The sequence below is a fragment of the Proteus sp. ZN5 genome (assembly GCF_011046025.1).
Taxonomy (GTDB): domain Bacteria; phylum Pseudomonadota; class Gammaproteobacteria; order Enterobacterales; family Enterobacteriaceae; genus Proteus.
Map to the genome: position 1 here is coordinate 989,897 of NZ_CP047639.1, position 20,464 is coordinate 1,010,360.

The 20,464-nt window shown below is 41.8% G+C and carries 17 protein-coding genes; 14 read left to right on the forward strand and 3 right to left on the reverse strand.

Annotated elements, in window-relative coordinates; all coding sequences use genetic code 11:
* Window positions 1-23 precede the first annotated feature (23 nt).
* From caiB to caiT, 3 genes are all read right to left on the reverse strand, one after another.
* Window positions 24-1,244, reverse strand: a complete 1,221-nt coding sequence (gene caiB, locus GTK47_RS04550; RefSeq protein ID WP_165122292.1) for an L-carnitine CoA-transferase — start codon at window positions 1,242-1,244, stop codon at window positions 24-26.
* 69 nt (window positions 1,245-1,313) lie between these two features.
* Entirely contained in the window at window positions 1,314-2,456 is a 1,143-nt protein-coding gene (gene caiA, locus GTK47_RS04555) for a crotonobetainyl-CoA dehydrogenase (protein WP_165122293.1), read from the reverse strand.
* Window positions 2,457-2,497: 41 nt separating this feature from the next.
* Entirely contained in the window at window positions 2,498-4,012 is a 1,515-nt protein-coding gene (gene caiT / locus GTK47_RS04560; protein ID WP_088494513.1) for an L-carnitine/gamma-butyrobetaine antiporter, read from the reverse strand.
* A gap of 600 nt (window positions 4,013-4,612) precedes the next feature.
* On the opposite strand from caiT, the gene GTK47_RS04565 reads away from it, so the two are divergent.
* From GTK47_RS04565 to GTK47_RS04630, 14 genes are all read left to right on the forward strand, one after another.
* Window positions 4,613-5,386, forward strand: coding sequence for an electron transfer flavoprotein FixA (locus tag GTK47_RS04565; protein WP_165122294.1), 774 nt, complete (start codon window positions 4,613-4,615; stop codon window positions 5,384-5,386).
* A gap of 11 nt (window positions 5,387-5,397) precedes the next feature.
* Window positions 5,398-6,336: an FAD-binding protein gene (locus GTK47_RS04570; protein WP_165122295.1), complete on the forward strand. Its 939-nt coding sequence runs from the start codon at window positions 5,398-5,400 to the stop codon at window positions 6,334-6,336.
* A 57-nt stretch (window positions 6,337-6,393) separates the two neighbouring features.
* The gene (fixC, locus tag GTK47_RS04575) at window positions 6,394-7,686 is read left to right on the forward strand and encodes an FAD-dependent oxidoreductase FixC (protein WP_165122296.1); all 1,293 of its coding nucleotides are present in this window, start codon (window positions 6,394-6,396) and stop codon (window positions 7,684-7,686) included.
* A complete protein-coding gene (fixX, locus tag GTK47_RS04580) occupies window positions 7,683-7,970 on the forward strand; it encodes a ferredoxin-like protein FixX (RefSeq protein WP_023582978.1) in 288 nt (95 codons plus the stop codon). The genes fixC and fixX overlap by 4 nt, the downstream gene beginning before the upstream one ends.
* A gap of 85 nt (window positions 7,971-8,055) precedes the next feature.
* Window positions 8,056-9,378 carry an MFS transporter gene (locus tag GTK47_RS04585; RefSeq protein WP_109394946.1) on the forward strand — a complete coding sequence of 441 codons (1,323 nt, stop codon included), beginning with the start codon at window positions 8,056-8,058 and terminating at the stop codon, window positions 9,376-9,378.
* 471 nt (window positions 9,379-9,849) lie between these two features.
* The gene (locus GTK47_RS04590) at window positions 9,850-11,487 is read left to right on the forward strand and encodes an AMP-binding protein (protein WP_165122297.1); all 1,638 of its coding nucleotides are present in this window, start codon (window positions 9,850-9,852) and stop codon (window positions 11,485-11,487) included.
* Between the two features lie 66 nt (window positions 11,488-11,553).
* Window positions 11,554-12,789, forward strand: coding sequence for a CoA transferase (locus GTK47_RS04595; RefSeq protein WP_165122298.1), 1,236 nt, complete (start codon window positions 11,554-11,556; stop codon window positions 12,787-12,789).
* A 36-nt stretch (window positions 12,790-12,825) separates the two neighbouring features.
* Window positions 12,826-13,653, forward strand: a complete 828-nt coding sequence (locus tag GTK47_RS04600) for an acyl-CoA dehydratase activase (RefSeq protein ID WP_023582974.1) — start codon at window positions 12,826-12,828, stop codon at window positions 13,651-13,653.
* Window positions 13,650-14,891, forward strand: a complete 1,242-nt coding sequence (locus GTK47_RS04605; protein WP_109394952.1) for a 2-hydroxyacyl-CoA dehydratase family protein — start codon at window positions 13,650-13,652, stop codon at window positions 14,889-14,891. The genes GTK47_RS04600 and GTK47_RS04605 overlap by 4 nt, the downstream gene beginning before the upstream one ends.
* Window positions 14,891-16,024, forward strand: coding sequence for a 2-hydroxyacyl-CoA dehydratase family protein (locus GTK47_RS04610; protein ID WP_165122299.1), 1,134 nt, complete (start codon window positions 14,891-14,893; stop codon window positions 16,022-16,024). The genes GTK47_RS04605 and GTK47_RS04610 overlap by 1 nt, the downstream gene beginning before the upstream one ends.
* Window positions 16,025-16,104: 80 nt before the next feature.
* On the forward strand, window positions 16,105-17,424 hold the full coding sequence (locus GTK47_RS04615; RefSeq protein WP_072069069.1) for a GntP family permease: 1,320 nt from the start codon (window positions 16,105-16,107) through the stop codon (window positions 17,422-17,424).
* A gap of 95 nt (window positions 17,425-17,519) precedes the next feature.
* Window positions 17,520-18,659 carry an acyl-CoA dehydrogenase family protein gene (locus GTK47_RS04620; RefSeq protein ID WP_165122300.1) on the forward strand — a complete coding sequence of 380 codons (1,140 nt, stop codon included), beginning with the start codon at window positions 17,520-17,522 and terminating at the stop codon, window positions 18,657-18,659.
* A gap of 53 nt (window positions 18,660-18,712) precedes the next feature.
* Window positions 18,713-19,489 carry a putative electron transfer flavoprotein FixA gene (gene fixA, locus GTK47_RS04625; protein WP_165122301.1) on the forward strand — a complete coding sequence of 259 codons (777 nt, stop codon included), beginning with the start codon at window positions 18,713-18,715 and terminating at the stop codon, window positions 19,487-19,489.
* A gap of 11 nt (window positions 19,490-19,500) precedes the next feature.
* Entirely contained in the window at window positions 19,501-20,442 is a 942-nt protein-coding gene (locus GTK47_RS04630) for an FAD-binding protein (RefSeq protein ID WP_165122302.1), read from the forward strand.
* The last annotated feature ends 22 nt before the right edge of the window (window positions 20,443-20,464 follow it).

The following is a 20,464-nucleotide window of genomic DNA, read 5'->3' on the forward strand; positions in this document are numbered from 1 at the left end:
TACAACACCTGAATTTTACAGTGTTACTTTACGATTTTAGCCAGTCCCTTATCGACCAGCCCCCTGATTTGTTCGTCGCTATAACCGATATTTTTCAAAATTGCATTAGTGTCCATGCCGTGAGATGGCATTCCACGCCAGATTTTTCCCGGATTATTTTTGAATTTAGGCATCACATTCGGCCCTTTGCAGGTTTCGCCATTCATGGTTTGCCATTCGGTAATCGATTCACGTGCGACATATTGCGGATTGTCTTCAAGCTCTGGAATAGTCAGCACTTTAGCGCTGGCAATATTGAGTTCTGAGAGACGTTTAAGTACTTCTGTGATGGGTTGCTTAACTAACCATTCATCTAATTTGTCTTCAAATAATTGACCATGAGGGCAATTAATACGGTGAATAAGTTGAGTGCCTTCAGGAACTTCAGGTGTACCAAGCAGATGAGCAAGTCCGATATCTTTGAAAATTTCTTGAATTTGAGTGATACCGACAACTTCCATTACGATATAACCATCTTGGCAACGGTAAAGTCCACAGCCCGCATAGTACGGATCCTTCCCTTTTGTCATACGAGGGCAGATTTCGCCGCCATTGAAATAGTCCATCATGAAGTATTGCCCCATGCGCAACATCACTTCATACATAGCAATATCAATGCTTTCACCTTTACCTGTTTGTTGAACTTTATACAGTGCCGCTAACGCTGAAGTGGTTGCTGTCATTCCTGAGAAATAGTCTGCGGTATAAGGGAAGGCTGGCATTGGCTGATCTTTGTCACCGTTTTGAATTAGGTAACCACTGAAAGCCTGAGCAATGGTGTTATAAGCCGGTAAGTTGGTGTATTGCGGATCGCCATATTGACCAAAACCCGATAAATGAGCGATAACTAATTTAGGGTTATGTTCCCATAATACTTCATCCGTAATACCGCGACGTGCAAAGGCTGGGCCTTTACTCGCTTCGATAAAGATATCGGTTGTTTCCATTAATTTTAGGAACGCATCACGACCTTCGTCTTTAAAGATATTTAACGATAGTGCATGAAGATTACGGCGAGAAAGTTGAGGGTAGTGAGGTTGAACGCGAATGGTGTCAGCCCATGCAACGTTTTCAATCCAAATCACTTCAGCTCCCCATTCTGCGAACATTTGTCCTGCGAATGGCCCTGCAATTTCAATTCCTGAAAACACAACACGAACCCCTGAAAGTGGGCCGAATTGTGGCATTGGTAAATGTTCTGTCATAGCGTCACCTCGTAAGTGGTCTGAGTGAAAACTCTCTCATCATTGGATGAGAGAGTTATTCGTGATTAATTAGCGATACTGTTTAAGTACTGAACGTCCTAATGTCAGGATCTGCATTTCATCAGAACCACCAGATACACGGTCAACACGAAGGTCACGCCAGAAACGAGAAATACGGTGCTCGCCAGCAATACCAACACCACCAAGCACTTGCATTGCACTATCAACCACTTCAAATGCCGCATTTGCACAGAAGTATTTACACATAGCTGCATCACCGGAAGTGATTAAGTTGTTGTCACTCTTCCATGCAGTTTCATATAACATGTTGCGCATTGAATTGAGTTTGATCGCCATATGGGCAAATTTTTCTTGAATAAGTTGGAAGCGACCAATTGCTTCGCCAAATTGCACACGTTGGTTGGCATAACGTGCCGCATCTTCAAATGCACACATCGCTGTACCGTAGTTAGTGAGAGCCACTAAGAAACGCTCATGGTCGAACTCTTCTTTTACACGGTTAAAGCCGTTACCTTCACGACCAAACATGTCTTTTTCTTCAAGTTCAACGTTGTCGAACGTGATTTCACAGCAGCTATCCATACGTAAACCCAGTTTTTCTAACTTGTTTACTTTGATACCTGGTTTGCTCATATCCACAAACCATTCAGTGAAGATAGGTTTATCTGGAGACGCTGAATCACGGCTCATCACAACAACGTAAGGGGTATAGGCACTACTAGTGATAAAGCACTTGCTACCATTGAGGTAAACTTTGCCATCTTTACGGGTATAAGTAGTTTGTAAGCTACCTACGTCAGAGCCTGCGCCGGGTTCTGTGATAGCAGAGTTCCACATCTGTTTACCTGTACCGCGGAACGCCATAATTTTATCAATTTGCTCTTGAGTCCCTTCACGCAAGACGGTGTTAAATCCACCCGGCAATTGATAAAGCACGTAAGTTGGCGCACCTAAGCGACCTAATTCCATCCAGATTGCCGCAACAGTAACAAAACCTGCATTTAAGCCACCGTGCTCTTCAGGGATAAGCAGATTGTCAATTTCCATATCCGCTAAGGCTTTGACAAAACGTTGTGGGTATTTACTTTCGCGATCACACTGTGCGAAATAAGCTTCCCAGTTTTCACTGGCCATTAATTCGCGGACACCGTCAACAAACAGTTCCTGCTCATCATTCAATCTAAAATCCATGTTAATAACCTCTTAATATGTCATTCTTTGCGTATAGCGGATCAGTCTTTCCAATGTACTTTGGCATCTTTAATAAAGGACAAGGTGACCATGATATTGACGAAAAATAGTGGGCATCCTCCAGCGATAATGGCGGTTTGAATTGGTTTTAAACCCCCAAGTGCGAGCAGAATGATGCCGATAACACCGACCAGCACAGACCAGCCGATACGCACTAATAAAGGTGGCTCAGAGCCTTCTTTCATAGAGCGACAAGTGGACATTGCTAGTGTGTAAGAACAGGCGTTAATTAAGGTGACAGTGGCAATAAAGCAGAGGATAAAGAAGCCCCACATTGTCGCTGTGCTCAACGGTAATGCCGCCCATGTTTCGATGATTGCGCGAGGTACACCGTATTGTTCAATTAGTTGTGGAATGTTGAGGATATTTTGGTCAATCAGTTGTAAGGTATTACCACCAAGAATTGTCCAAATTAACCAAGTTCCTGCAGTTAAACCTGAAACCATCCCTAAACATAATTCACGAACAGTACGGCCTTTAGAGATACGAGCTAAGAAGATACTCATTTGGATGGCGTAAATAACCCACCATGCCCAATAGAAGACAGTCCAACCTTGAGGGAATCCACCTTTACCTATTGGGTCTGTATAGAACAGCATACGAGGCATATACATCATCAATGTACCAACAGAGTCTGTGAAGTAATTGACGATAAAGCTCGCACCACCAACGATAAAGACCCAACCCAGCATTAAGAAGCTCAGGTAAGTACGAATATCACTGGCGATTTTCACCCCTTTTTGCAGACCGAATGCCACGCAAATTGCGTTTAATAAGATCCAGCAAGAGATAATAATGGCGTCTAATTGCAGGGTATGAGGAATACCAAATAAGTATTGAATACATTCAGTAACTAACGGTGTTGCTAAACCAAGGCTAGTTCCCATTGCCAGAATTAAAGCAACAAGATAGAAGTTATCAATAATGGTTCCGACGATCCCATTAACGTGTTTTTCACCAATTAACGGGGTTAAGGTGCTACTTGGACGGATAACTTCCATTTTGCGAACAAAGAAGAAGTAAGCGAATGCCACAGAAAGGAAACTATAAGTTGCCCAAGGTAAAGGACCCCAGTGGAACAAACTGTAAGCAAGACCAATTTCTTTAGCTTGAGTTGAGTAAGCTTCCATTCCAAAAGGAGGGCTTGAAATATAGTAGTATATTTCAATCGAACCCCAGAAGAGGACGGCTGCGGATGTACAAGACGCAAACATCATAAAGATCCAGCTTGCGGTACTAAATTCAGGTTTATCTTCCCCAAGGCGTTTATTGGCATAACGACCGAAGACTAACCAAAACCAACCCCCGAACATAATGACCATGTACCATTCGAAGGCCCAACCCCAGACATTGGTAACATAGCTGAATACGGCATTAATCACTTCATTTGAAGCGTCAAGATCACGTACCGTTAGCCAGCATAAAATACCAACAATGATTAATGGCGGAAAAAAAACCTTCGGTTCTATTCCTGCCTTTTTATTATCTTTGCTCATAGGTAAATTTTCCAAATATATTTAACGCAGAAGTTTAAGTAGTGTTAATTCCTAATATCTAATAAAGCATTTGAGTTTATTTATGAGTATTTCGTCTATTGGTGTTTCATCATAATAGATAAATAAACTTATTGGCTAATCCACAAATCGATTAATGATGATGAATAATGGATATTATAAGAAATCCATTCTGTTATTTACTTCACACTATTCTTTTTGTCGATTTTATGTTACGTTTTATAACGTTTCGTTTTCATTATAACTAATTGATAATTATATCTATCTATTTATATGCAATAGGGTTGTTATATTCTTTCTTTCAATATTGTTGATCTTGGTGGCAATATTGAACGTTAAATACGATTATATTTATTATGTTCAATATTGTTGATCGATGTAGCAATATTGAAAGTTGTTCACTTCAATTAAAACTAATTTCAATATTGGTGATATGTTTAGCAATATTGAAACCTATCCGTTCTTTATTTAGTAATGTTCAATATTGGTGACCTAGGTTTAATTTTTTAATCTCTTAATTGTGTTAATTCTATATTACATTGCCAGAACAAATGACATTATTTATTAATTTCAGGAGATGTAATGAATATTATTACATGTTACAAGAGTGTTCCCGACGAGCAGGATATTACGGTAAATAGCGCAGACAGTTCACTGGATTTTTCTCGTGCTAACACCAAAATCAGCCAATATGATTTAAATGCGATTGAAGCCGCTAATCAGCTTAAGGCTCAACTTGATGGTATTCAAATCACGGCAATGAGTGTTGGTGGTAAAGCACTGACAAATGCGAAAGCACGTAAAGACGTACTTTCTCGTGGTGCTGACGAACTCGTGGTTGTGGTTGATGAGCAATTTGAAGCCTCTTTGCCTTACCAAACAGCGGTAGCATTGGCGGCGGCAGCGACTAAAAAAGGTTATGACTTAATTCTTTGTGGTGATGGCTCTGCGGATCTTAGCTCACAACAAGTTAGCTTGCTGGTGGGTGAATTCTTAAATGTTCCTGCGATCAATGGTATTAACAAAATTGTTTCTCTTTCTAATGACTCAATTACGGTTGAGCGTGAATTAGAAAATGAAATCGAAACACTGACCATTCCATTACCTGCTGTTATCGCGGTTTCTACCGACATTAACACACCTCAAATTCCTTCGATGAAAGCCATTCTTGGCGCAGCCAAGAAACCTGTTCAGCAATGGAGTGTTGCCGATCTTGATCTGGATGCGATTACCACTCGTTCAGAGCAAAAAGTGGCGGCACCAAAACAGAAAGTACGTCAACGCATCATTATTGAAGGTGATGGCGATGATCAGATTGCTGAGTTGGCAGAACATTTACGTAAAATTCTTAAGTAATAGGGGGAGTTATGAGCCAGTTTTCAACTGTTTGGGTATTTAGTGATGCACTTTCCCGTTTACCAGAATTAGTGGGTGGCGCTTCTTCATTAGGACAATCTATCAATGTATTTACATTGAATGATGAACAAAGCGTTGCTGCTTTTAAATTAGGGGCAACAGCCGTTTTCCAATTAGAAGGTAAACCTGACGATCGCATTATTGAAGACTATGCACAAAGCATGGTTGAAACCATTAAACAAAAAGGTGATGTAGGATTAGTGCTACTGCCTAATACACGTCGCGGAAAATTATTAGCTGCACGTTTAGGCCACCGTTTAGAGGCAGTCGTTTCTAACGACGCCCAATCTTTAAAGGCAGATGGTGATGTATTAGTGGCAAAACACATGGTTTACGGTGGTCTTGCCTTTGGTGATGAAAGCCTGAAAACCCCTTACTGTGTGGTAACTGCAAGCGTGGGTGCTTTTGATGTTGCACCAGAAACTGGTGCTACAGGTAATGCACAAAAAGTCGCATGGATTGCTCCAGCTCAGACCATTGTTCGTAATTCAGTGCAACCACGCGCAATCAACGCTGTTGATTTAGATAAAGCGCGCTTTGTTGTCAGTGTTGGTCGCGGTATCGGTAGTAAAGAGAATATCGCCATTGCAGAAGAGTTAGCGAAAGCCATTGGTGCTGAAATCGCATGTTCTCGCCCTGTTGCTGAAAATGAGAAGTGGATGGAACACGAGCGCTATGTCGGTATTTCTAACCTGATGCTAAAACCTGAACTCTATTTAGCAGCCGGTATTTCAGGACAAATTCAGCATATGGTTGGCGCTAATGGCGCACAAACCATAGTTGCTATTAATAAAGACAAAAATGCACCTATCTTCCAATTCGCTGACTACGGCATTGTCGGTGATTTAATGAAGATTTTACCTGCATTAACTCGTCAATTATCTAACTGATTTATTTAAGCAGGGAAGGAAACTTCTCTGCTGTTTATCGCAAATTCTGGAGATGTTATGTCCGATTCCGAAGATATTTTCGATGCCATTATTGTTGGCGCAGGATTAGCAGGATCTGTGGCTGCACTTGTTTTGGCAAGGGAAGGCGCACAAGTATTGCTAATAGAAAGAGGTAACTACGCTGGCGGGAAAAATGTAACCGGTGGTCGTATGTATGCACATACCCTTGAGCGCATCATTCCTGAGTTTGCGCAAGATGCGCCTGTTGAACGCGTGATTACTCATGAAAAATTGTCATTTATGACTGAAACCGGCGCAATGACAATTGATTACCAAAATACGGAAGGAAAGAGTCCAAAAACCGCCTCTTGGTCTGTATTACGTGGTGAGTTTGACCAATGGCTGATGGAGCAAGCCGAAAACGCGGGTGCGCAATGTATCACGGGCATTCGCGTTGATAAGCTCGTTGAGCGTGATGGCAAGATTGTCGGCGTTGAGGCAGACGGTGATGTGTTAGAAGCCAAAGCCGTGATCCTCGCCGATGGTGTAAATTCTATCTTGGCTGAACAGCTAGGGATGACAAAACGTGTTGCAGCTGAAAATGTGGCTGTGGGCGTAAAAGAGATCATAGAATTGCCTGAAAGTGTCATTAAAGATCGTTTTAACCTAAAAGATAACGAAGGTGCGGCTTGGTTATTTGCAGGTTCACCTACCGATGGACTAATGGGTGGCGGTTTCTTATATACCAATAAAACCACGCTTTCTTTAGGGCTTGTCTGTGGGCTTCACCATATTAAGGATGCGAAAAAATCAGTACCACAAATGCTGGAAGATTTTAAACAGCATCCCGTAGTTGCTCCGCTCATTGAAGGCGGAAAAATGGTGGAATACGGTGCACACGTTGTTCCTGAAGCTGGATTAAGAATGCAAAACGAATTAGTACGCGATGGCGTATTGATTGCCGGTGATGCAGCAGGGATGTGTATGAACCTTGGTTTTACTATCCGTGGCATGGATTTAGCAATGGCATCAGGCGAAGCTGCGGCCAAAACCGTGCTCTCTGCTATGGAGAAAAACGATTTTAGCAAGCAAACGCTAAATGAATATCTCAAACATTTAGAAGATGGCCCGTTACGCGATATGAAAGCCTATCAGCGCATGCCTGATTTACTTGATAACCCTCGTATGTTCACCGCTTACCCTGAAATGGTAGTTGGTATTGCCAAAGATCTCTTCACCGTAACCGGTGAAGCGCCAGTACCGATGCGTAAAACCATGATGCGTCATACCAAAAAAGTGGGCTGGATGAATCTGATTAAAGATGGGATCAAAGGAGTTAAAGCAATATGAGTTCTCCCGTAAATGTCGATGTCAAATTAGGCATCAATAAATTTAATGTCGATGAAGAAAATCCACATATCGTCGTTAAAGAGCAGCCTGATATGCAGGTATTGGAAACCTTAGTCAAAGCATGTCCAGCGGGTCTTTATAAAAAACAAGAAGATGGCACTATCAGCTTTGATTATGCAGGGTGCTTAGAGTGTGGAACTTGTCGAATTCTTGGTTTAGATAGTGCGCTTGAAAAATGGGAATACCCACGCGGAACGTTTGGTGTGGAATATCGTTACGGATGATGTATCGCTACTTTTCTCCCAGTGCTGCTCCGGCCTGGGAGCTTTTCTTTTTTGCTTTATTTAGAAAAAATACCAGGACGTAGTCATGCAACCCAGAAACTTTGATGATATTCGTTTTACCTCTGTGCATCGTCGAGTGATGTTATGGGGGAGTGGTGGCCCTTTTCTCGATGGCTATGTATTAGTGATTATCGGTGTGGCGTTAGAGCAACTCACACCGTTATTACAGCTTGATACACAATGGATTGGTCTGCTTGGTGCGGCAACATTAGCAGGACTTTTTATTGGTACGTCACTCTTTGGTTATATTTGTGACAAAGTCGGTCGCCGTAAAATGTTCCTTGTGGATATTGTGGCTATTGCCATTATCTCTATCGCGACGATGTTTGTCTCCACGCCTGTGGGCTTGTTGGTGATGCGATTCCTTATTGGGATTGTGATTGGCGCCGATTATCCTATTGCGACCTCGATGATCACTGAATTTTCCAATAAAAAACAACGCGCTTTTGCCGTCGGTTTTATTGCTGCAATGTGGTATATCGGGGCAACTTGCGCCAACTTAGTCGGGTATCTTTTATATGATGTTGCAGATGGCTGGCGTTGGATGTTGGGCAGTGCCTTTATCCCTTGCGTGATTATTTTAATTGGTCGCTTTGATTTACCTGAATCACCGCTGTGGCTAATACGCAAAGGGCGTATTAAAGAGTGTAATGAGATGATGATAAAACTCTTTGGCGAACCCGTAGTATTTGAAGCGGAAGATGCCAAAACAACGCGTTTTATCGAGCTATTTAATAAACGTCACTTCTCTTTTGTTCTATTTGTTGCGGTCATTTGGACTTGCCAAGTTATCCCAATGTTTGCCATTTATACCTTTGGGCCACAAATTGTTGGTTTATTAGGATGGGATGCTGGAAGAAGTGCGGCATTAGGTAATGTAGTGATTAGCCTGTTCTTTATGTTCGGGTGTATTCCCGCTATGTTCTGGTTAAATCAAACAGGACGACGCCCATTATTGATTGGTAGTTTTGGTATGATGACATTGGCATTATTAGTGCTAGGTGTCTTTCCTGATTTACCTATCTTATTTGTTATTTTAGCGTTTGCGACTTATGCATTCTTTTCTGGTGGTCCCGGAATTTTACAATGGCTCTATCCTAATGAATTGTTTCCAACGGATATTCGTGCCTCAGCAGTGGGTATTATTATGTCAATAAGTCGTATCGGTACGGTTATTTCAACCTGTGCTCTTCCTGCCTTTATCGCCACTTATGGTATTAACACCACAATGCTGGTGGGGGCTGCGATCTCCTTATTCGGAATGATAGTTTCTGTTCTGTTTGCACCAGAAACCAAAGGATTAACACTCAATCAAACCTCAACCATGCCAATGCGACGAGGAAAATAGTCTGTTTAATCGATGATTAATAAAATAAGTTAAGTGATTTAAATTACTTTTTATTTAGATGTTATAAAATTTAATAATTATTGTATTTATTTTTATATTATTTTGATTTAAATTATAACGTCAATGTTTATTGATAAGATTTGTTTATATCTTAAAATTAGATAAGTATATTTATATTAAAAAGAGAGTGTTTTATTATTTTTATTTAAATAAAACGACTCTCCTTTTTCTTTATTAAAAATAACACCTTTATAACGCCTTGGTTTCAAATTTATCTCATTGTTATTAATTCATCTTCAATTACAAATTATATTTAACCCTCCAAATCTAGACCTCAATCACAAATCTCTCTCAGACTATTCAAATGACGAAAAACAGTTCGTTATTTACCAAGAATGAATAATTCCCCCTACCCAGAATAAGGTCATTACAGACGTAAACACCAGCAAAGAAGCGGTTGAGTAGGTATTTATGACCTTATTAGAAACGACAGTTAAAGAATGTCTAAACAATGTAGTAAAGCAACATGCTTTACAAATAGCCTTGATTGAAAATCAAAGTAAAAAAACACTGACTTGGCAACAATTACAACAAGAAGTGGAAAGTGTTGCGCGTGGTTTTTTAGCCATTGGTTTAAAAAAAGGAGATCGTTTAGGTATTTGGTCTGCTAATAGCAAAGAGTGGATAATCTGTTTTCTTGCTGCCGCTCAAATTGGTGTTCCTGTTGTTTGTATTAACTTTCATTTTAAAAAAAGAGAGTTATTAGATTTATGTCGATTAACCGGAATTAAAGCACTCTGTTTTTCAGATGGTTTTAAAAGCAATCATTTTATTGAGGTTATTAATTGTCTTTCTGAAAAAGCATCTGATAATAACGATATATTACCTCGATTATTTATTAGCATGGGAAATAAACATGCTGAAAAAAGTGTTTCTTTATCTCAATTAAAAGAAGTTAGCCAAAAAATATCAGATAAAGAATATCAACACGCTGTTTCACAAGTCAGTGTAAAAGATTTACTGACCATTCAAATGACCTCAGGCAGCACAGCAATGCCTAAAGGTGTCATGCTAAGTCAATATAATGTCATTAATAATGCAATGCTGTCAGCACAACGCTTAGGTGTTACGCATGATGATGTGATTTGTCTTGCCGTTCCTCTATTCCACTGTTTTGGACTCTCTTCCTGCCTCTTTTTTGCATTAACAACCGGATGTCAATTAGTTCTTCTAGATAACTATTGTGCTGAAGATGTTTTAAAAGTGGTGCAAGACTATCGTTGTACTGTTATGCATGGCGTACCAACGATTTTTAGCCGCTTAATAAAGCACGAGCAGTTCTCTCACTACAATTTATCTAGCCTTGATAAAGGCATTATCGCAGGGGCGAGTTTTCCTCCTGCGTTAATCGATGACATCGAAAATATCCTCGGCATGAAAGGGATCACCGTCTCTTATGGCCAAACAGAAGCTTCACCTTGTTGCACTCAAACTCTCCCTAATGATGCTTTAGAGATCAAACGCAGCTCTATTGGTAAGCCTTTACCTTTTGTTGAAATGAAAATTATCAATCCAAAAACAGGCAAACCTGTGCCAGTGGGCACGTTAGGTGAAATTTGCACGCGTGGCTTCCATGTAATGATGGGTTATGACAATGCGCCAGATAAAACCCAAGAAGCGTTAGACGAAGAGGGTTGGTTACACACGGGTGACATTGGTTATGTCGATGAACAAGGAAATTATCACTATGCCTATCGCATGAAAGAGATTGTGGTACGCGGCGGTGAAAATATCAGTCTTTGCGAAATAGAAGAAGCGATTGCTGAATATCCCGGTGTTGATGCGACAAAAGCATTTGGGATCCCGTCTGCCGATTTAGGCGAAGAAGTGATTGCCACCATTTGTGTGCAAAAAGGTCACAGCATTGGTGAAAGCGAATTACGTGAATTTCTACAAGAGCGACTGGCTCGCTACAAAATCCCCAAAGAACTCCATTTCTTTACAGAATTTCCTCATACCCCTTGCGGAAAAATTGATGTGCAAGCACTGAAATTGCAACTGGGTTATAGCGTTTCAATCAAGGATGAAAAAACCAAAGTAGCGGGTTAAGTGACAACGGATTTATCCACATTCTGACAACAGCAGTATGAAGTCTAAAAATAATTAGGAGAAGAAATGACAAGTCATAAAGCACTGGAAGGCGTCACCGTAGTTGAGTTGGCGACCTTTATCGCAGTACCTGCAGCGGGTCGTATTTTAGCTGATATGGGTGCGAATGTAATCAAAATCGAATCTCCAAGTGGCGATAATTTGCGCTATACCGCACCAACAGAAGGTCGCCCATTAGATCAACATGAAAACACCAGTTTTGATTTAGAAAACGCCAATAAACGTGGGATCGTGTTAAATACGAAAACAGAAGCAGGGAAAAAAATTCTGTTTGAACTGTTAGAAAAAGCGGACATTTTCTTAACTAACTGGCGTCCCGGTGCAAGAGAGCGCGCAGGTTTAGACTATGAAACGTTAAAACAACGTTTTCCAAAGTTAGTTTACGCTAGCGTGACAGGTTATGGTGATGAAGGCCCAGATAAAGACTTACCAGGATTTGACTACACCGCATTCTTTGCTCGTGGTGGTATTTTAGGCTCGCTGTACCAAAAAGGCACAGTACCTATGAACGTGATCCCTGGACTTGGCGATCACCAATGCGCATTAGGCTTGGTTTCAGGCGTATTAGCCGCTTATATTCGTGCTAAAAATATCGGTCAAGGTGAGTATGTTTCAACTAACTTACTGCATACCTCAATTTATACCCAAGCAATCATGATCCAAGCGGCACAATACCCTGATTATGGTCAGCCGTATCCAATCGATCGCCGTAATACCACCAGCCCATTTATTCTGGCTTATAAAACAAAAGATGACCGTTTTATTCAAGTCTGTATGCCTGTTTACGATGCTTATTATCCAACCTTTATTTCTTGTATTGGTCGTCCAGATTTAGCTGAAGACGCACGTTATACCCGTCTACAAGAAGTGGCAAAAAATAATCGCTCTCCTGAATTATATGACCTGATTTGGCATCAAGTTGAGCAAAAAACAGCATCGGAGTGGGCAGATATTTTCACCAAAAATGATATCCCATTCAGCATTGCACAAACTTGGGAAGAAGTGTTGGAAGACAAGCAAGCTTGGGCAATCAACACCTTCTACAACATGAAATACAAAAATGGCAGTGAAAAAGCCTTAGTTCGCCCACCAATTGATTTCTTAGAGAGTGGTTTACCTGAATATCGCCGTGGTCCTTTGTTAGGTGAAGACACACCGTCTGTATTAGCTGAATTAGGGTATAGCGCTGAAGAGATAGCAAACCTTGAAGCCAATAAAGACGTGATGACGTGGAAAGAATAATCCACTTACTTTTTTAATTTTCAGGAGAGCAAAGGCATGCAACAAGACATTTTCACAATGGGCGTTGATATCGGATCGTCTGCATCAAAATGCATCATCATGAAAAATGGTGACGCTATTGTCGCGAAGTCATTGGCATCTGTCGGTGCTGGGACATCTGGCCCTGAAAAAGCGATCAATGAAGTCTTGCGCCAATTTGGTGGCGATCTCAGTCAGATCAGCTGGATCTGCGCAACAGGATATGGCCGTAATTCTCTGAAAGAAGCCAATAAAGAAGTGAGCGAACTGAGCTGTCATGCGAAAGGTGCACACTTTCTTTTTCCGGGCGTGAAAACGGTGATTGATATTGGCGGTCAAGACGTTAAGGCACTTCATATGGATGGTGCTGGCCGTTTATTAAACTTTGTGATGAATGATAAGTGCGCTGCTGGTACAGGACGCTTTCTCGATGTGATGTCGCGAGTATTAGAAACCAAAATTTCAGATCTCGCTCAAGAGGGCGCTAAGTCCACTAAAAAAGTCACGATTAGCTCAACCTGTACCGTGTTCTCTGAATCGGAAGTTATCTCCCATCTCGCAAATAACGAAACAATACCTGACGTGATTAATGGTATTCACCGCTCTGTAGCTAGCCGTATTGCTGGTCTGGCAAAACGGGTTGGTGTTGAAGCTCCTGTTGTTATGACAGGCGGTGTTGCCAGTAATTTTGAAGTTGTTCGTTATGTTAGCGAAGAGTTGAACGCCTCTATCGCCACCTCTCCATTATCACAATACAACGGGGCGATAGGTGCCGCCATTTATGCCTTTGAAGCGTACCGCCATCAACTGGAAGACGATGCGTTAACAATAGGAACATCAAAATGAGCAATGTAGATATGAATGCGCCGGATTATATTCCTGCGAAAAAACGACTGCAAAAAATCGCTGCTGATGCTTATCAGCGTGCGTGGGATGCGAAAAACAGCGGTGAAAAAATAGGGTGGTGTGCCTCTAACTTCCCTCAAGAAATCGCTGAAACATTAGGTTTATGTGTGGTTTACCCTGAAAACCAAGCCGCTGCAATTGCAGCGAAAGGTGCGGGTTTAAAAATGTGTGAACACGCAGAAAGCATGGGGTATTCCAACGACATCTGTGCTTATGCTCGCATCAGCCTCTCTTACATGGATATTAAACAGTGTGAAGAGATGGATATGCCACAGCCAGACTTCTTGCTGTGCTGTAACAACATCTGTAACTGCATGATCAAATGGTATGAAAATATCTCTTATGAGCTGAATATCCCGATGATCCTTATCGATATTCCTTATAAAAATGACTATGACACCGATGATGTCACGGTGAAATACGTTCAAGCTCAATTTGATGATGCGATTAAACAACTCGAAAAAGTTACTGGCAAAGTCTTCTCCGAAGAGAAATTCAAAGAAGTTTGTGAGATCTCACAACGTACAGGGCGCGCATGGTTAAAAGCGGCAGAATATTGCCAATATGAACCATCTCCAATGAATGGTTTTGATCTCTTTAATCACATGGCTGTCGCGGTTTGTGCTCGCGGTAAATTAGAAGCTGCACTGGCTTTTGAGCAACTGTGTGAAGAGATGGAACAAAACATCAAAGAGAAAAAATCGACTTATCGTGGAGAAGAGAAATACCGTGTTCTCTTTGAAGGTATAGCTTGCTGGCCTTACTTACGTGCCACATCGACTCCGTTAAAAGAGCAGGGTATCAACGTTACCGCTACTGTTTATGCCACCGCATTTGGTGTGATTTATCAAAACAGCGACGAGATGATGCGCGCTTATTCATACGTTCCTAACTGTGTCTCTGTTGAGCGTGCGGCAGATATGCGTATTGACGTTAGTCGTCAGAATAAAGTGGACGGCGCGATTATTCACGTTAACCGCAGTTGTAAGCTCTGGAGTGGCATTATGCCTGAAATTGAGCGCCGTATTCGTCATGAACTTAAGATCCCAACAGTGACTTTTGATGGCGACCAAGCTGATCCTCGTGTTTTCTCTGAAGCGCAGTATGTCACCCGTGTTGAAGCATTGACTGAAATTATGGCTGCTAATAAAGCAGAAATGAAAAAGGGAGACATCTAATGAAAACATTAACGGAGTTGTTTGATGAGTTACAAGCCGTGGTGGATAACCCTGTTGCTCAATTAGAGGGTTTTATTCGCAGTGGCAAAAAGGTTATTGGTTGTTTTCCTGAATATACCCCGAATGAAATTGTCTATGCGGCAGGTATGGTGCCTTTTGGTATTTGGGGTGCAGAAGGACGTGAGATCTCCGAAGCGAAGAAATATTTTCCTCCTTTCTATTGTGCGTTAGCGCTTTCTTCTCTTGAAATGGGGTTAGATGGTGCGCTGAATAAACTATCAGCAGCCATAATTCCTTCTTTGTGTGACACCTTAAAATGCTTAGGGCAAAACTGGAAAGCCGGTGTGCCACAAGTGCCTTTTATCCAACTGGTGCATCCACAAAATCGTAAAACACCAGCAGGTATTGCATTCTTAACTGAACAATACAAAAAAATTGCACTGCAATTAGGGGAAATTTCCGGTCAAACAGTAACAGATGATGCACTGAAAAATGCTATTCACCTGTTTAATCAGCGCCGCCGCGCATTACGTGATTTTTCAGATATCGCTGCACTTCATCCAAATTTAGTCACACCACAACGCCGTAATACCGTGATCAAAAGTGGTTATTTTATGGATGTGGTTGAACATACCAAAGCCGTTGAAGCCATTGTTGCACAATGTAAAACCTTGTCTCCAGAACCTTGGAAAGGGCACAAGATTGTTGTGACAGGCATTATTGCGGATAGCCCTTCAATTCTACAAATTTTGGCTGATAACAAGATGGCTATTGTGGCAGATGAAGTCGCACATGAGTCTCGTCAGTTCCGCCAAGATATCCCAGAAAATAACGCACCTTATGAAGCGATGGCAGAGCAAATCGCTCAGCTTGAAGGGTGTTCACTTTTGTATGATCCAGAGAAAAAACGCGGTCGTTTAATTGCCGATATGGTGAAAAACACAGGCGCTGATGGTGTCGTCTATTTACTGACGAAGTTCTGTGATCCAGAAGAATTTGATGCCCCTATTGTGAAGAAATTCCTCGATAGAGAAGGCATTCCTTCCATCATTATCGAAATTGATCAGCAAACTAAAACATATGAACAGGCGAGAACGGCACTGCAAACTTTTGCAGATGTGCTTTCTGCTTAACAACGTTAATCAATAGTCACAAAAGACCTGCGTAATGTGCGCAGGTCAATTGAACCCTAACACATATAAGTGGGGCAATCATGGGTATTATTTGTTTAATCATCGGGCTAGCGATATTAATGATTATGTGTATGAAAGGTATACATATTTTCATTTCTGTCTTTACCACCAGCCTGTTTCTTGCTGTGACTGCATGGCTTGTATCACCAGATATGCTTAATCCTGTCGATGCACTATTACAAGTGTATACCGGCGGATTAGGTGGTTATTTTGGTAGCTTCTTCTTCATTTTCGTACTCGGTGCGATTTTTGGCAAATTAACCGCTATCAGTGGCGCTGCTGATAGTGTTGCCTCTTTTATTATTGGTAAATTTGGTGAAAGAGCCGTTATTCCTTCATTAGTTGCGGCTTGTGCCATTTTAGCCTACGGCGGTGTTTCAGTGTTTGTTGCACTGTTTACCGTTTATTCAATGATGGTGAGTTTATTCCGTAAAGCGAATCTTCCTCGCAGACTTATTCCAGCTGTCTATTTTGCAGGTGCGGGTACGTTTGTGATGATAATGCCGGGCTCCCCTCAGATCCAAAACCTTATCCCAATGAAATTCTTAGGTACTTCGGCTACTGCTGGTTTAGTACCGGGTATGTTGACTGCACTGTTCCAAGTCACCTTAGTCATTATTTATCTCACATGGTTATTTAAGCGTGTAAAAGCAAAAGGTGAAGGCTGGGTTGAAGACGAAAAAACAGCAAAAGCAGAGGAAGGTAAGAAAGATCGTCAACTACCTAATGTGCTTGTCGCATTACTCCCTATGCTGATCCTGCTTGTCGTGCTGAATATCCTGAAATGGGATCCGGCTATTGCATTGTTCTGCGCGATTATTGCCGCCTTGATTGTGTACTTACGCTACCTCGATTGGAAAAAACTCGTCCCTAATTTAGCCGCAGGAACGATGGAAGGGGTGACCTCCCTCTTTAACACGGCGGTAATTGTTGGGTTTGGTGCGTTAGTCATGACCTTACCTGCGTTTAAAGAATCATTCCAGGCGATTGCTCAATCGGGTCTTAATCCACTTGTTGTGACTGCAATTTCAGTCGGTGCCTTGGTATTTATCAGTGGTTCAGGCTCGGGCGCGTTAAGTATTGCTATGCCAATGATTGCTGCAATGTTCCCTGCAACGGTGGTTGATCAAGGTTCCTTACACCGTGTAGCCACAATGGCATCTATGAGTACAACACCTCCATTTAACGGATTGATTATTACTGTCTTTAGCGTCTGTGGTGTCAGCCATAAAGAGGGATACGGTCCTGTGGGTACATTAACCCTCGCTATCCCACTGCTAGCCATGATGTTTATGTTGCTGCTGTACACCTTTTTACCTGCATCTATAGCGACGATGTAGAAATAACGTTAACCCATTAATGCGTGCGATAAGACGACAAACGTGAAATCGCACGCCATAGAGATAACCATAAATATTCTCAGAGGAAAATAAACATGGATTTTCAGCTAACAGAAGAACAAGTCCTGATCCGCGATATGGTCAGAGAGTTTGTTGAAAACGATATTAAACCAATTGCGGGTGCAATTGATAAAGAGCATCGTTTTCCAAGTGAAAGCATCGCCCCGATGGCTGAATTAGGACTCTTTGGTTTCAATATTGATGAAGCTTATGGTGGTACAGAAGCGGATGCAATTAGCTATGTATTAGCAACAGAAGAGATGGCAAAAGTCAGTGCCTCTCACGCGATGATCATGGGTTCACAATGCTCTTTAACTGGCCCAATTATTCAAAAATATGCTGATGAAGAGACTAAAGCACGCATTTTACCGGGCGTAGTGTCTGGCGAAAAATTAGGGTGCTTCTGTTTGTCTGAACCAAGCGCGGGTTGTGATGCTGCGGCTCAAGAAACAACCGCTGTTCGCCAAGGCGATAACTATGTAATTAATGGCTCTAAATTGTGGATCACCGCAGCACCTCAAGGTGCGTTCTTTATCGTGTTTGCTATGACAGATAAAAGCAAAGGCGTTAAAGGGATCACTGCATTCTTAGTTGAGCGTGACAACCCGGGTATCAGCATCGGTTTACCTGAAGACAAAATGGGGATGAACGGTTCTGAAACTTGCTCTGTGAGTTTTAGTGATTGCGTTGTTTCAGCCAGCGCCATGTTAGGCGAAGAAGGTAAAGGCTTTAATATCGCGATGGAAACCTTAGATGGTGGGCGTTTAAGTTGTTCTGCGCTTGCATTAGGGATCGCGCAAAGTGCATTAGATGCCACGATTGCTTACACCAAAGAGCGTATTCAATTTGGTAAACCAATTGCTGCTAATCAAGGTATTCAATGGGTATTAGTGGATATGGCAACCCGTGTTGATTGTGCACGTATGCTGGTTTATCGCGCTGCTGCTGCCAAAATGGCAGGTCTTCCTTATACCCGTGAATCTGCTCAAGCCAAACTTTATGCAGCAGAAGCTGCCACTTATGTGACTCAAAAAGCCGTCCAATTACATGGTGGTATGGGTTACACCAAATCCTATCCTGTTGAACGTCTGATGCGTGAAGCAAAACTCACCGAAATTTTTGAAGGCACAAGTGAAGTGCAACGCATGGTTATCGCTAAACATATTTTAGCGTAATGAGATTTGAGCTTATTAATTTGTTGCATTGTGCAAAACGGAGAATGTGAATTATGAAACTTATTGCCTGCTGTAAGGTTGTTCATGACGAACAAGACATCACAACACGGCCTGATCGTACACTCGCAACCGATAATGCGGGTTTAAAAATTAGTTTGTATGACTTGAATGCTGTTGAAACCGCAGTAGAAATTGCCTCTACCCTTGGTGATAGCACCGTAACCGCATTAAGTGTGGGTACAAGTGCAATGGTTGAAAACGCGAAGATCAAAAAAGATATTTTATCGCGTGGTCCTGATGCATTAACACTGGTTGCTGATGATGCATGTAGCGCTCTTTATTCAACGGATACTGCCAATATTATTGCGCAAGCGGCACAAAAAGTTGGTTTTGACTTATTAGTTTTCGGTGAAGGTTCTGGTGACTTATACGCTCAACAAACAGGTTTAGCGGTAGGTGAATATTTAGGTTTACCTTGTGTCAACGCAGTAAACAAAATCACCGTTGAAGGTGACAAAATCATTGTTGAACGTGACTTAGAAAATATCACGGAAGAACTAGAGCTGACATTACCTGCCGTTGTGTGTGTCACTTCAAGTATTAACACCCCAAAACTCCCTTCAATGAAAGCCATTTTAGCAGCGAATAAAAAGCCTGTTGAAAAACTGGGTTTGGGCGATATCGGTGTTGATATTTCTGCTCTGACTGTTGTGCAAACACAAGTATGCGCACCAGAACAGACTGATCGCCTTGGCATTATTTTAGAAGGTGATTCAGATGAAAATATTGCCACTTTTGCTGAACATTTACGCCAAGCGGTTAATCAATAAGGAGATTAAAAATGGCTAGTTTACTACCTACTACCTTTGTTTATGCCGAAAAAGCGGATGATTTAGCAAAGCTGATTGCATTTGCTCGTGGTCTTGGTGAAAAGGTTAATGTGCTGTTTATTGGTGATGATGAAAGTACGCGTGAATGTGTCAATTTAGGCGCTGACTGTGTTTATTGTTTCGCACCACAAGAAGGTGTAATTGCTGAAGATTATGCCGCCTCTTTTGCCGCCATTATTAAAGAAGCGGGTGCGAATGCACTGGTTCTCCTTGCTTCATCAAAACGTGCAAAAGCGATTGCAGCTCGCCTTGGCGTGACGTTAAAAGCTGGTGTTGTCAGTGATGCATTAAGTCTTGCTATTGAAAACAATACCGTGATTGCAACACACCAAGTTTATGGTGGTTTAGCACATGCTAAAGCAGAAATTCGCTCACCTTATGCGATTGCCACTGTGGGCAGTGCACTTGATGTGGAAGCCATCAACGACGCACCCAATTCACCTGTTGTGCAAAGTGCCTTTATCGCCTCTGCACATACATTAAAAGTGTTAGCACGTAAGCCAAAACAAGGCAGTACCGTTGATTTAGGTAAAGCACATTGTGTTGTTGGTGTTGGACGTGGTTTTGCTAAGGCAGATGATATTGCATTAGCGTCAGCATTAGCGAGAGCCCTTCAAGGTGAAGTGGGTTGTTCTCGTCCAATCGCTGAAGGTGAAGGCTGGATGGAACACGATCGCTACATTGGTGTTTCAGGCGTGACTTTAGGTGCAGATGTTTATGTTGCTGTCGGCATTTCAGGGCAAATCCAACATATGGTTGGTGTGGATAGAGCGAAAATCATTGTTGGTATCAACAAAGATAAGAATGCCCCAATTTTCAATATGGTGGATTACGGTATTGTTGGCGACCTCTACAAAGTGTTACCTGCATTAACCGCGAAGCTTGGCGGCTAATCACCGTAGGTCGCTTAGTGAT